Genomic DNA, 13,448 nt, shown 5'->3' on the forward strand with positions numbered 1-13,448 from the left:
TGCCCCGTACAGGTTAACCAACTGTATTTATCCAAAAATAAATAGGCCTGCAAGCACCGATGAATAAATATTTTCAGCTAATTTATTTTAAATCATGAAGTTACAGAATCTTTATTCGAAAATTTTCTATTACTAATTATCTGACGTTATAACCAATTAAATTGATAGGCCGTATCGGAGCAACGGAATTATATAATCCTGCTATACTTGACCCGGTAAAGAAATTAATAACCAATACAGCATGAGGATACCTATTATGAGTACCGCTAAACTGGTAAAAACGAAATCTTCTGACCTGCTTTACACCCGTAATGATTTGGATGAAAGCGTAAAAATTGGCGCAATCAAAGCGCTGAACCACATGCTGATTCAGTTTATCGATCTGTCATTGATCACCAAACAGGCTCACTGGAACATGCGCGGCGCCAACTTTATTGCCGTTCATGAAATGTTGGATGGCTTCCGTACCGCAATTACCGGCCACCTGGATACCTTTGCAGAGCGCGCGGTGCAACTCGGTGGTGTAGCGCTGGGAACCGTACAAGTCGTCAACGATAAATCCCCGTTGAAAAGCTATCCGACCAATATTCATAGCGTGCAAGAGCATCTGAAAGCGCTGGCCGACCGCTATGCGGTGGTAGCGAATGATATTCGTAAGGCGATTACTCAGGTCGAAGACGAAGACACTGCGGATATGTTTACCGCCGCCTCTCGCGATCTGGATCAGTTCCTGTGGTTTATCGAAGCTAATATCGAATAATTTAATTAATAATTGTTAGATGAAATACTATGGAGGGTCGGCTTAGCTGGCCCTTATGATTTTGGGGGGAAACTGACGATGGCAAGCGGATGGGCCGGAGACGGCGCAGTGCAAGATCAGATTGATTCTACCGTTGACGATGCGGTTCAGCGTGCGCGTCAAGCGCTGGGTAAGGGCGAGAGCGCTTTATACTGCCTAGAGTGCGGTGAAAAAATTCCTGAGGCGCGTAGAAAAGCGCTAACCGGCGTTCGGTATTGTATCAATTGTCAAAATATCCTGGATAAACAACAGGCTGATCACGCTGGCTATAACCGCCGAGGCAGTAAAGACAGCCAGTTACGCTAACTTCCCCTCTTTATCCTATATTTTCTCATACTCACTCACTAATACCGACTTCTTAAACCTTCGTTATTTCTCTCATCAATAAATGTCGATCATTATTCTTTACGTATAAAAACCTGAACTCACCCGCATTTTTGTTTCTTAACTGTTAAACTAAAATCATTAATTATTGACTAATTAGTTACCGATGAGTTACTCATGGAGTGATTGCACCAAAATGGCAGAAACGCACCATTATGGTGACCCATAGTAGTGCAAAATAGAGTAACTAAGTAGTTGCAACCTAATTATTTAGATTAATTGCTTTATTTTTAAAAGACTTGCAATTTTGGCACGATCTTTTCATATTGCTCCCTGAATTATAAAAAAACGGATCTCCTCCACTCAAAGTACAAAGGAACTCCCACATATGAAGTCACTTGTAAAAGTTTCATTGGCCGCAATCACTCTGGCCTTTGCAGTAAGTTCTCACGCAGCGGACAAACTGATTGTTGCCACGGATACCGCTTTCGTTCCTTTCGAATTTAAACAAGGGGATAAGTACGTTGGTTTTGATGTTGACCTTTGGGCCGCCATTGCCAAAGAGCTGAATCTGGATTATGAGCTGAAACCAATGGATTTCAGCGGCATCATTCCTGCTTTGCAAACCAAAAACGTTGATTTAGCTCTGGCGGGTATCACCATTACCGACGAACGCAAAAAAGCCGTTGATTTCTCTGATGGTTATTACAACAGTGGCCTGCTGGTCATGGTAAAAACCACCACTAATGACATCAAAGGTGAAGCCGACCTGAAAGGCAAAGTTGTTGCAGTGAAAAGTGGCACCGGTTCTGTTGATTACGCAAAAGCCAACATCAAAACCAAAGATCTGCGTCAGTTCCCTAACATCGATAACGCCTACCTGGAATTAGGTACTGGCCGCGCTGATGCAGTACTGCATGACACGCCAAACATCCTGTATTTCATTAAAACTGCCGGCAATGGCCAGTTTAAAGCGGTGGGTGATTCCATCAAAGCTCAGCAATACGGTATCGCCTTCCCACAGGGCAGCGAATTGCGTGTGAAAGTAAATGCTGCACTGAAAACATTAAAAGAGAACGGCACTTACAACGAAATCTATAAAAAATGGTTCGGTGTTGAACCTAAGTAATTAATTGTTTGCCGTTTTTAGACCAGGAGAATATCCATGCAGTTTGAATGGAGCGCTATTTGGCCCGCCATACCAATCCTGCTTGAAGGCGCTAAGTTAACCCTATGGATCTCGGTCCTAGGGTTACTTGGCGGCCTGATCATTGGGGTTGTAGCAGGTTTTGCCCGTGCTTACGGTGGTTGGTTAAGTAGAAATATTGCATTAGTTTTTATTGAGTTGATTCGCGGTACACCTATCGTTGTACAGGTGATGTTTATCTATTTTGCTTTGCCAATGATGATGCCGGTTCGCATCGATCCTTTCTCGGCGGCGGTAGTCACCATCATTATCAACTCCGGCGCCTATATCGCGGAAATTACCCGCGGTGCAGTGTTGTCAATCCACAATGGTTTCCGTGAAGCCGGTTTGGCTCTGGGTTTATCCAAACGCGATACCCTGCGTTACGTTATTGCCCCTCTGGCATTGCGTCGCATGTTGCCACCGCTGGGCAACCAATGGATTGTTAGCATTAAGGACACCTCACTGTTTATCGTGATTGGTGTAGCCGAACTGACTCGTCAGGGTCAGGAGATTATCGCCGGTAACTTCCGCGCCATGGAAATCTGGACGGCTGTTGCGGTGATTTACCTGATTATCACGCTGGCGCTGAGTTTCGTCCTGCGTCGGTTAGAAAGAAAACTGAAAATAATATGATTGAATTCAAAAACGTCTCTAAACACTTTGGCCAAACCCAGGTGCTGCACGATATCAATCTGAATATCACCAAGGGAGAAGTGGTGGTGATCATCGGGCCGTCAGGCTCAGGTAAATCCACGTTGCTGCGCTGCATCAACAAGCTGGAAGTCATCACAAAAGGCCAACTGATTGTCGATGGTTTGGATGTTAACGACCCAAAAGTCGATGAGCGTCTGATTCGTCAGGAAGCCGGTATGGTGTTCCAGCAGTTTTATCTGTTCCCTCACTTAACCGCGCTGGAAAACGTGGCTTTTGGCCCGATTCGTGTGCGTGGAGCCAGTAAGGTTGAAGCAGAAAAACAGGCGCGAGCCCTGTTGGCAAAAGTAGGGTTGTCCGAGAGGGCACATCATTACCCAGCCGAACTGTCTGGCGGCCAGCAACAGCGTGTGGCTATCGCCCGCGCGCTGGCGGTGAAACCTAAATTGATGCTGTTTGATGAGCCAACCTCGGCGCTGGATCCGGAATTACGTCATGAAGTGTTGACCGTAATGAAAGATTTAGCCGAAGAAGGCATGACCATGGTCATCGTCACCCACGAAGTGGGCTTTGCACAGAAAGTAGCCTCACGCCTGATCTTTATTGATAAAGGCCGCGTGGCTGAGGATGGCGATCCTGATACGTTGATCTCCAACCCGCCAAGCGACAGGCTACGTGAGTTCTTGCAGCACGTTTCCTGATAAACCCTACCCAGCGGGCGGCTAATGGCTCCCGCTGGGTGTTTCACGATTTCTTATCCCTGTTTATCTCATTAACGTTTATTGAATTAATTTTTCTCAATTAACTACCGCTATAATTTTGCCGGTTTTTTATCTGCGCGAACGCCGCCATCAGCTTAACCACATCCTGCATACCAATATTGACCTGATTAATCACTTCCCCCGCATCCTGAGTAAGCGACACGCCGCCACCGGCTTGTTCCACGCAGGTTCCCATACCTTTAATCGCTGCAGTCACTCCGTTCTGGATCGTTTTGGTCATGTGCTCGATTTCAGTGGCAGCTTTACGGGACTGATCCGCTAGCAATCGCACCTCACTGGCCACCACGGAAAACCCTTTGCCATGCTCTCCCGCGTGAGCAGCCTCAATGGAAGCATTAATCGCCAGCAAATTAGTTTGAGAGGATATCTTACGAATGGCCTCTACAATGGTGCCGATCTCCTTGGAACAACGCCCTAAATCGCTCACTACGTCCGACGTTTCGCGGGCAATAGATTCCACTTCCTGCATGCCTTTCACCGCCTGCTGGACAATATTTGCCCCTTCGGACGCTGACTTATCGGTATTGACTGAAAGATGGTGTACATTGCGCATCAGCGCTTCTTCATGCTGCTGTTGTTGAATTAGCTGAGTAATATCCTGAGCAATTTTAACCACCTTTATTACCTGCCCATCGTGATCCATAATCGGGTTATAGCTAGCCTCCAGCCAGACATCTTCCCCACGACTATTCATACGTTCAAAGCGGCCGACAATAAATTCGCCACGCGCCAAACGTTGCCAATGCTGGCGATATTCGTCGCTATGGGCAAATTCAGGCTTACAGAGAATTTGATGGGGTTTATGCTGAATATCGCTAAGGGAGTAACCGATGATATTTAATAGATTGTCATTGGCATCCAGAATAATGCCAGTGGGAGTGAAGGTTATCATGCCCATTGAACGATTTAGGGCTTTTAGCAGACTTTGGTGCTCTTGAGACTGTAAAATTCGCTCGGTCACATCGCTGGCAATCTTAATAATTTCCACTACTTTACCCTGACGATCCAACACTGGCGTGTAAGTCCCTTGCAACCAGACCGCCGAGCCATCTTTGCGAATACGTTTGATATTATCAGTGATCGGCTTTCCCTGATTTAATATCTGCCAGTGGCGTTTATAGGCTTCGCTTCCAACATAATTTGGATCGCAAAATATTCGGTGATGCTTGCCTATTATCTCTTCGCGCTGATATCCCATCGCCTGTAGAAATAACTGATTTGCCTGTATTACCGTCCCATCAGGCTTAAATATAATCATCGGTACTGCGCTATCTATCGAGGTTAATTCGGAACGCCAGGGCGCATGAGAAGATCGTAAATTAAAGAACATAGCTGAGAGTCCTTATGGCGAATAATGAATAAGCCGAGGCCTTATCTTTATCAACATGCTTTTTTTAGAAAAAACATGCCAAAGCTCGAAGAACATTAAAAATATCCTCCGTAAGCTTTAGTCTTCACCCTGGGAGAATGAGACATTGCTGTAATAATTAGAGAAAGTCACACCGAAAAATTTTGTAATTTATATGATCATTAGCAGGCTATATTGCCCGTCGGGTATTTATCCTTTAAGCGTAGAACAAAGTAAGGATAGTGTTAACTGCTCGACACAGTAACCGGATAAAAACTGTGATTATTTTTGATAAAATGGCTAGGAAAGCCGATAAGTGGAACAAAAAGTGGGGATACAGCAGAAATAAAATATGGCCCGACAACATTCAGCAGATAACACCACCGTTGCCGCCGGGCTAAGGGTTCATTCAAGGACTTTAATCAATACTTTCAACCAATCCTATTCAACCGAATAGCACGCTACGTTACCAGCGTTCAGCCACCCAGGCAGCCTGTTGCTCTTCAGTCTGGAATGTCCAGGCCACAAAACGGCTGACTTTCTGCCCTTGCGCCATATCGATAGTGCGAACCTCTACCGCCTTCGCGTAGCGTAAAGCGTGATAAATCGCTGGCAGGCTGGTTTTTTTCGATACCAATGAAGTGAACCACAGGCAATGATTGCCCCTCGGAACGCTTTCTTGCACCATGCGAGTAACAAAGCCTTCTTCACCGCCGTCGCACCACAGTTCACTATTCTTGCCGCCAAAGTTCTGCACCGGCTTAGCCGCCACTTCACCTTTGCCCAATTTGTGTAATTTACGACGAGTTGTAGCCGCGGCTTCTTCCGCAGAACCGTGGAACGGAGGGTTACACAGGGTGACGTCATAGCGTTCGTTAACGGCCCAAACGCCGTCGAAGATAGCTTCAGGCTGTTTTTGCAATTTCAGACGTAGCGTATTTCTCAAGGTCGGGTTCATCGATACCACCATTTTCGCCGCGCTTAGCGCATGCGGATCGATTTCTGTACCTGTAAAGCGCCAGCCGTACTCACGCTGACCGATAATCGGATAAATGCAGTTGGCACCCACGCCGACATCTAATACCGCCACGCTTTTCCCTCGAGGAATCACGCCGCCATTGCAGCTAGCCAGCAAATCGGCCAAATGGTGCAGATAATCTGCACGCCCAGGTATCGGCGGGCACAGATAATCCGCCGGAATATCCCAGAATTCAATACCGTAGAAATGTTTTAACAGCGCTCGGTTTAACATTTTTACCGCCGCAGGATCGGCAAAATCCACAGAAATATCACCGTAAGCGTTAGGCGCCAAAAATACGCTTAATTCAGGGCAACTGGCTGAAAGCGCATCAAAATCGTAGCGGGAACGATGGCGATTTCGGGGATGTAATCCGCTTTTTTCTTTGGGAAAGATTTTTTTGTTTTCCATCGTTTTGAGTCTCTGATAGGCATTTTCTGGCGCGTAAGATAGCATAAATCGCCTTAAAACGGGCGAGTGACAAAGCAGGCCGCCAATAACCTGTTAATTTTCCAGCGAGAGTGCGCGAAATTCCGTTTAGCCGCTAAGCTGACTCCTTATGATAAACCTTATGTAGGGATGTTATGAGTACCGAAGACAATTACTATTATGAACCCGCCAGCGGTCATGGCCTGCCCCACGACCCATTAAACGCCATTATCGGCCCACGGCCTATCGGCTGGATTTCCTCTGTTAGCGCCAAAGGCCAGCGTAACCTAGCCCCTTACAGCTTTTTTAACTGCTTTAGCTATACGCCACCTATCATCGGTTTTTCCAGCAACGGTTGGAAAGACAGCGTGGCTAATATTGTGGAAACCGGCGAGTTCGTCTGGAATCTGGCCACCCGCCCGTTAGCGGAGGCGATGAATAACAGTTCCGCCCCGCTGTCTCGGGAGCAGGATGAATTCCAGTTTGCCGGTTTAACGCCTCAACCGGGTAGGCTGGTCGCCGTAGATCGCGTCGCGGAAAGTCCGGTGAACTTTGAGTGTAAACTCACACAATGTATTCAGTTAAAGGCTGCCGACGGCGGCAATACCAATAGTTGGCTGGTACTAGGGGAAGTGATTGCGGTGCATATTAATCGTCAATTGCTAGACAGTAACGGCACCTATCTGACCACGGCGGCGCAGCCTATTCTGCGCGGAGGCGGGCCGAGTGCTTATTATGGCATCACCGAAGAACAGCGCTTTGATATGCTGCGTCCTCAGGGTGTCGTTGCACGTTAGATGTTATTCATAAAAATTGAATTAGATTCTCAATTCTATCTGGTTTCATAAATATCACAGAGGCGTAACATAGCTTCTATCGAAAGGGAACGCCCTTTCACTCTAACGAAACCGGATAGGATTATATCATGAAAAACATCAAAAACTTTGTTGCAGTTATCGCTCTAACTACCCTTTCATTTGCCAGCGTTGCCGCTGAGCACGTTAATAGCCAGGACGCGGCTCAATACCAGAAAGCGGGCGTAATCTCCGTTAGCGGCGCAACTGACCTGAGCAGCCTGAAAGCACAGTTAGCTGAAAAAGCTGATGCTGCCGGCGCTAAAGCCTTCACCATGACTTCTGCAACCGGTAACAACCTGATGCACGGCACCGCAGTGATTTATAACTGATATTCCTGAGCAGTTCGAAAATGCCCATCAGCACCCCTGATGGGCATTTTTCGTTCCATCCTATTGATTAAATAGCATTAATAGCATTAGCGAAAGCACGACACATCGCTTCGTCTCCATGCTGATTATCAGCCAGCAAACGTTCACCATCGACCACTCGGATACTGACATTCAGATCAAAATCAGCCGCTGGCTGTGGTCGCTGCGCGGCGCTGGCAATAGCATCCTGTGCCGCAGCCCACGCTTGCTCAACCGTTTGATTGCAGGCCGCCGCCAGATAAACGGGATTAAATCCTTCGCCAGTCAAACTCCGTAAGGTTTCATCATGGCTAACGCTATTACCGGGACGCCAGTAATGTTCCGCCAGATCCGAGCCAATTGCTGGGTTATCAGTTAAATAGCCGTCACGTTGCAGGAAGAAAGCGCGAGTTTGCTCTACCGCCATCAACGCCAATAGATAACCCTGATAGGAGCAGGCTGATTCCATCGATAATAAATGAGGAATCGCCAGCGTTGGCCTTGGACTACCGTTAACACCCAGAATTTTTTGCTCAATATCTCGCGCCAGTTGGGTCATTGCCTGCGGCGTTAGCTGCACGTCATCCCATTGATACAAAGCCCACTCAAAGTAAGGCACCAGTAAAATATGACGTTCATTAAATGCGCGCATAGGCTGGCGAGATTCAATATTGGCGTGAATTAATTCATCTGGCAGCGGTTCACCGGCAGCATTTTTGGCGTAACGTTTTAACCAATCCGCATCGTCCAGCAGGCTATCGCAGAACATCGACTGAGTTTCGGCATAAGCCATTGAGGTCGGTGGAAATTCCTGCGAGAAACAAGGGGCATTTTGCACAATATTAGCAAAATGCGCCGCATGGCCGCCTTCATGGAACAGCGTATTCAAGCCTGAAGCTCCACTTCCCACCTGATCGGGTTTCGCCAGACTGGTAAAATTGATCCGCGCCGGTATCCATTTACCCTGCTGAACAAATGGCGGCACCGGACCATGCATAAAACCATTTTCATATTTTCCAGCGCGAACCAGTAAATCCAGATTCATCTCCGCGCCGCGAAAACCAATGTGCAGGCGTTTAAAACTGTTGATCCAACGATCTAATGATTCGGCAAAAGGAAAATAAGGATCGAGCTGACGGGTGACGTCTCCAGCGCTGGCAAAACGGATATTCCAGGGTTCTAATGCAGACTCTCCATGTTTTTCCTCCAGTTGTTGCAGGCTACGCCGGTTAGCTTCACGAGTTTGCTGTTCAAAAATATCCAGAATGGCAAACAGTTGTTCCGGCGTCATTTGTTCGGTTTTATTAACTTTATAGTCAAAATAGTTGCGATACCCCATTTGGCGAGCAAATCGGTTACGCAAGATAATCAACTCAGGCAATCCATTGTGCAATAACCATTGCTCTACTTCGCGCAACGCCTGCTGAGAACTTTGTCGAAAAGCTTCATGTTCATTAGTGGCCTGATTGGTCAGCAACTCGCCCAGAGAAGCCGCTACTTTTTCACCTTTAGCATTAAAATGCATTGGCAGGTGAGTTTTGCGCCGCTGATAAAGATCGGACTCGAAGGCAATGATTTCATCTAGCAAAGCCTGCGCCTGAGGATCTTCAATGGCGTTACAGTCAAAAAAGCGATACCAGCCCCGCAGCCCATGAAGCAAACCTTGATTTTCCGGCGTTTTGGGCTGGGCTTCTAATGTCGTAATCAGTTCACGCAGCTCTTTTAAACGGCGAGTTTCCGCAATAAACCTTTTGTATGCTGTTTCCGCCGCTGAGAACTGCGTCCCAACGCCGGCATCCCCCAACCCCATATAATTCTGCCAAAACAGGTCTTCTTTGGCCTGATGCACTGCCAGATAATCTTGATTCAACGCGTTGAAATAACGCAAAGCCTGTTGCATAGGATTCCTTGCATAATTGATAGGGTTATCACGCTAAAAACTCTCGCAGACCTGATGCCAGTGGGAAGCCAATCAGGGCTAAAACTGGCGGAAACCACGTAGTTTATTCTATGAAAACCGGGTTATTTAGCGGCAAATTGCTGCAATGCCTGCTCTACCGATATTGCCTGCCCGGCAATAACCTGACAGCAGGCTAACTGCTTCAGGATCGATAACGGAACCGGCACTTCGCCAGCCAAACAGCGTTCAATCCAGCGCGCAGTTTCTGTCGCATCTTTGGATGCAGGTAGATCGGGCACGTCACTTTCTTCCGCACGCTCCAACAAGACTCTTTGCTCTCCGCCAACGATCGCGTGGAGCGGCGGGCAGCGCAGCGGATTAGCGTAAACTTCCCCCTCAGTTCCCTGTAGCAGCAACGCCGGAGCACCAATTGCCTGAAAGAATCCACCGACCTTTTGCAAATATTCTGGATGTGAAACGCTGGCCAAACGCAGCGCTCGCTGATGCAGAAACGGCGTCGCCAGTTTTGCCAAGGTATGGCTGCTATTACGCACCCCCATACGCCAGCGCATTTGTAGCTGACTATCTAACTCTGGGGAAAATACCGATGCCGGAATAAAGACCGGCTGGCCGTTATTTAACCGAGCCTGAGCATCTTCTTTCGTCTCAGACCAAGGCATACCTAGCGCCTGAAAAATCTCGGCGCTGGTCACGCGAGTGCTATCTTCGCTCACACCGTGTACCACCACCGGCAGCCCTAGACGCGACAGCAGCAACGCCAGAAGCGGCGTCAAATTAGCCTGTTTCCGCGCGCCGTTATAGCTTGGGATCACCACCGGCATTGGCCGACCTTCAGGGGCCTCTAGCGCCATCACTCGCTGCTGCAGAGCCTGATAAAAACCGAGGATTTCCGCCTCCGATTCCCCTTTGATACGGAAAGCAATCAGAATGCCCCCCAACTCCAGTTCAGGCACCTGCCCCGCCAGCATTCGTTGATATAGCTCGCAGGCTGTCTGCTGATCCAAATCGCGGGCGTGATTTTTGCCACGTCCTACTTCTTTGATAATTTTGCGGTAATCCATCAACAAAGGCTTCCTCTCGCTATTTTGTTTAGCATAACTCAGGTTTGATTTGGCTAAAACCGGCTCACTGACTCCCAGGGGGCCTGTGGTGTAAATGCCTCCACCAGCCTATCAATCGCCGCCCGAATCCGCGCGGGCATCACCTGCCCATTTAGCCAGACAATATTAATCGGTAAACTGATGCCAGTATTGCCTGGCAAGGTTTCCATCAATCGACCACTTTGCAGTGCAGCGTTGACGAGCCAACGCGGCAGTAGCGCGATACCGTGCCCCGCTTCCGCAGCCGTGGCTACCGCCGCCATATTATCCAATCGTAAACGACTGGCTGGCGTTATAGATTCGGTTTTACCTGCGTCATTCACCAAACGCCACGTTTGACTGCGACCATTTCGTAACAAACTAATCGTGCGATGATGCGCTAAATCCGCAATGGAAGTGGGATGACCGTAGGTGGCTAAGTAATCAGCACTGGCGCACAGTACCCACTGTTGCTCTCCCAGCTTTCGCGCCGCCAACCCAGCTGCATCACCGATATGCCCAATACGCACAGCCAGATCGACGCCTTCTTCCGCAAAATCCACCAGGCGATTGGAAAACAAAATTTCCAACTGTAGCGCGGGAAAGCTGTCGGCTAATTCGAGCAACGGCGGCATCACCCACTGCTGGCCAAACAATATCGGCAATGACACGCGCAAGCGCCCGCTGGGAGCCACGGCTCGCGCCGCCAACTGAATCTCTGCGGCATCCAGCGCATCCAGCGCTTTTACGCAATCCTCATAGAAAATCTGCCCTTCGTCGGTCAGAGAAAGGCTACGAGTGGTGCGCTGAAACAAACGCACCGATAGGCGGGATTCCAGCCGCGCCACTGCTTTACCCACCGCCGAGCGGGATAAACCAAGCTGTTCTGCTGCACGGCTAAAACTGCCAGCCTGCGCCGCTTGGACAAAAGCTCGTATGCCGTGCAAACGATCGCCGGAAATCATCACTTTCTCCTTATCGAAGATCGAAGCCCAATGAATATCAACCATCTTAAATAAAGCTGTACTGATTGATACCCCATTGGAGAATTTAATTCCGCTATAGAATAAAAAATGCCACAACCGATTCACGCAACTCGCCACGACACAATGAAGATTCCTGCTTACCGGCTGATCCTTATGACCTCAGCGCTCACTTCGGATGGGTTGGCCTCTGCCCCGTCGATAATAAGTCGCATGCTGACGGTAATCAGTCTGGCCAGTTTTTTGACTGTATCGACTTTATTCTCGTCAATACCACCGGGCGGCTGGCGGGTCGCTTCTGCCGCCATCGGGCACTTTATCGAGGGATAACGCTATTTGGCTTATCATCACCCGGCGCAGCCTGGTAGATAGTATTTGGCTGCTGAATCTCTTTCGCTTATCCCAGGAAGCAGCCTAGCTGTGCTTTATACGGTAACAGTCAGCCTGATTGCCGCCGCTTTTCCCAAAAAAGCACGGACGAGCGATAGGCACGTCGCTGGTCGTAAACGGACTGGGATTGGTGATTGGGGCGGTGGCGGGCAGAATACGGGTTAGCACCTTAGGCTGGCGTTGGGTATTTTTACTCAATTTACCGCTGATTTTACCGAGCGTTGCCTGCTGTCGGAGCAACGTACGCGAATCGCATCTTGATACCAGCCAGAAGAGATTGGATATCATCGGTCTACTATTGCTGATTAGCACGCTGGCCATTTTACTGTCAGGTCTTAATCATGGGGCCTAGGGGTTAGATAAGCGGTAAAACGTCGAAGACTTTGCCACTGGCTGCGTAGGAAAACGCCCCCCGCAGCCCAACCGGCGTCGCAGGGAGCGGATGAATAACATTAGGTCTTCGACGACGTAGGGCTAAACAACGCGCGGTAGAGACCGCCACCTAAAGCTCCGCCGATCAACGGCGCTAACCAGAATACCCAAAGCTGCTGTAAGGCAATTCCACCGGCAAAAATGGCCACGCCAGTACTGCGAGCTGGATTAACCGAAGTATTATCCACCGGAATACAGATCAAATGGATTAAGGTTAAACATAAACCTATGGCTAAAGGCGCTGCGACGGCGGGTGAACGGGAATCCGTCGCGCCCATAATCACCATCACAAACCCCATTGTCAGAATCACTTCTGCAATCAACACCGATTGCAGACTGTAGCCCCCCGGAGAACGCACACCGTAGCCATTACTGGCAAAGCCTGCGGTAACGTCAAATCCCGCCTTACCACTGGCGATAAGATACAATACCGTAGCACCGGCTAACCCCCCCAAAACCTGCGCAATAATATAGGGGAGCAACTGCGCGCCGGAAAATCGTCCGCCCACCCAGAGCCCCAGCGATACCGCCGGATTAAAATGCGCGCCGGAGACGTGGCCCAAAGCATAAGCCATAGTGACGACGGTTAAACCAAACGCCAATGCCACGCCCAGAAAACCGATTCCCGCTACTGGAAACATAGCCGCCAACACCGCACTGCCGCAGCCGCCCAAAACTAACCAGAAAGTACCAATAAACTCTGCCATAACCTGTTTCATGCTGCTTACCTCTGACGCCAGATAGACCCATAAAATGGGCTGGAAACTGAACTACGCCACTGCCGGAGGTACACCCAGACTTAACGATTATGAGTTAGCAAATAAGAGTTGACTGACCTGCGGCTAATTTAATCTTAGCCACGGATTTTTTTGAGATGAAAGAGAATTGCGTGAAGCCGT

The 13,448-nt window shown here is 48.8% G+C and carries 15 protein-coding genes; 8 read left to right on the plus strand and 7 right to left on the minus strand.

The annotated features are described in order from the left end of the window. The first annotated feature begins 256 nt into the window (after window positions 1-256). From dps to glnQ, 5 genes are all read left to right on the plus strand, one after another. A complete protein-coding gene (gene dps / locus AD970_RS01910) occupies window positions 257-760 on the plus strand; it encodes a DNA starvation/stationary phase protection protein Dps (protein ID WP_049596635.1) in 504 nt (167 codons plus the stop codon). Between the two features lie 78 nt (window positions 761-838). Continuing rightward, window positions 839-1,105: a DksA/TraR family C4-type zinc finger protein gene (locus AD970_RS01915; protein ID WP_049596636.1), complete on the plus strand. Its 267-nt coding sequence runs from the start codon at window positions 839-841 to the stop codon at window positions 1,103-1,105. Window positions 1,106-1,511: 406 nt separating this feature from the next. Further along, the gene (glnH, locus tag AD970_RS01920) at window positions 1,512-2,252 is read left to right on the plus strand and encodes a glutamine ABC transporter substrate-binding protein GlnH (RefSeq protein WP_049596637.1); all 741 of its coding nucleotides are present in this window, start codon (window positions 1,512-1,514) and stop codon (window positions 2,250-2,252) included. 36 nt (window positions 2,253-2,288) lie between these two features. Next, complete coding sequence (gene glnP / locus AD970_RS01925; protein ID WP_042528064.1) at window positions 2,289-2,945, plus strand: glutamine ABC transporter permease GlnP; 657 nt, start codon at window positions 2,289-2,291, stop codon at window positions 2,943-2,945. Then, window positions 2,942-3,664: a glutamine ABC transporter ATP-binding protein GlnQ gene (gene glnQ / locus AD970_RS01930; RefSeq protein WP_049596638.1), complete on the plus strand. Its 723-nt coding sequence runs from the start codon at window positions 2,942-2,944 to the stop codon at window positions 3,662-3,664. The genes glnP and glnQ overlap by 4 nt, the downstream gene beginning before the upstream one ends. 100 nt (window positions 3,665-3,764) lie before the next feature. Here the strand turns inward: glnQ and AD970_RS01935 are convergent, their stop codons facing one another. Together AD970_RS01935 and rlmF are read right to left on the minus strand one after the other, a co-directional pair. After that, window positions 3,765-5,075: a methyl-accepting chemotaxis protein gene (locus tag AD970_RS01935; RefSeq protein ID WP_049596639.1), complete on the minus strand. Its 1,311-nt coding sequence runs from the start codon at window positions 5,073-5,075 to the stop codon at window positions 3,765-3,767. Between the two features lie 484 nt (window positions 5,076-5,559). After that, window positions 5,560-6,522, minus strand: coding sequence for a 23S rRNA (adenine(1618)-N(6))-methyltransferase RlmF (gene rlmF / locus AD970_RS01940; protein ID WP_167337477.1), 963 nt, complete (start codon window positions 6,520-6,522; stop codon window positions 5,560-5,562). Between the two features lie 173 nt (window positions 6,523-6,695). On the opposite strand from rlmF, the gene AD970_RS01945 reads away from it, so the two are divergent. Both AD970_RS01945 and bhsA read left to right on the plus strand, forming a co-directional pair. After that, the gene (locus tag AD970_RS01945) at window positions 6,696-7,337 is read left to right on the plus strand and encodes a flavin reductase family protein (RefSeq protein ID WP_049596641.1); all 642 of its coding nucleotides are present in this window, start codon (window positions 6,696-6,698) and stop codon (window positions 7,335-7,337) included. 128 nt (window positions 7,338-7,465) lie between these two features. Then, window positions 7,466-7,726 (plus strand): multiple stress resistance protein BhsA, encoded by a 261-nt coding sequence (gene bhsA, locus AD970_RS01950; protein WP_049596642.1) that lies wholly within the window; start codon window positions 7,466-7,468, stop codon window positions 7,724-7,726. A gap of 67 nt (window positions 7,727-7,793) precedes the next feature. Here the strand turns inward: bhsA and AD970_RS01955 are convergent, their stop codons facing one another. From AD970_RS01955 to AD970_RS01965, 3 genes are all read right to left on the minus strand, one after another. Next, complete coding sequence (locus AD970_RS01955; protein ID WP_049596643.1) at window positions 7,794-9,644, minus strand: M3 family metallopeptidase; 1,851 nt, start codon at window positions 9,642-9,644, stop codon at window positions 7,794-7,796. A 122-nt stretch (window positions 9,645-9,766) separates the two neighbouring features. Next, the gene (gene ybiB, locus AD970_RS01960) at window positions 9,767-10,726 is read right to left on the minus strand and encodes a DNA-binding protein YbiB (protein WP_049596644.1); all 960 of its coding nucleotides are present in this window, start codon (window positions 10,724-10,726) and stop codon (window positions 9,767-9,769) included. Between the two features lie 53 nt (window positions 10,727-10,779). Next, on the minus strand, window positions 10,780-11,754 hold the full coding sequence (locus tag AD970_RS01965; RefSeq protein WP_235786888.1) for a LysR family transcriptional regulator: 975 nt from the start codon (window positions 11,752-11,754) through the stop codon (window positions 10,780-10,782). A 63-nt stretch (window positions 11,755-11,817) separates the two neighbouring features. Here AD970_RS01965 and AD970_RS19500 point away from each other — a divergent pair, with 63 nt between their 5' ends. After that, window positions 11,818-12,057, plus strand: coding sequence for a hypothetical protein (locus AD970_RS19500; protein ID WP_157045417.1), 240 nt, complete (start codon window positions 11,818-11,820; stop codon window positions 12,055-12,057). 84 nt (window positions 12,058-12,141) lie between these two features. On the opposite strand, the gene AD970_RS19505 is transcribed toward AD970_RS19500, so the two are convergent. Further along, on the minus strand, window positions 12,142-12,405 hold the full coding sequence (locus AD970_RS19505) for a hypothetical protein (protein ID WP_157045418.1): 264 nt from the start codon (window positions 12,403-12,405) through the stop codon (window positions 12,142-12,144). Between the two features lie 164 nt (window positions 12,406-12,569). Next, entirely contained in the window at window positions 12,570-13,289 is a 720-nt protein-coding gene (gene aqpZ, locus AD970_RS01975; RefSeq protein WP_268872132.1) for an aquaporin Z, read from the minus strand. Window positions 13,290-13,448: the final 159 nt, after the last annotated feature.

The sequence above is a fragment of the Yersinia nurmii genome (assembly GCF_001112925.1).
In the GTDB taxonomy this organism is placed as follows: Bacteria; Pseudomonadota; Gammaproteobacteria; order Enterobacterales; family Enterobacteriaceae; genus Yersinia; species Yersinia nurmii.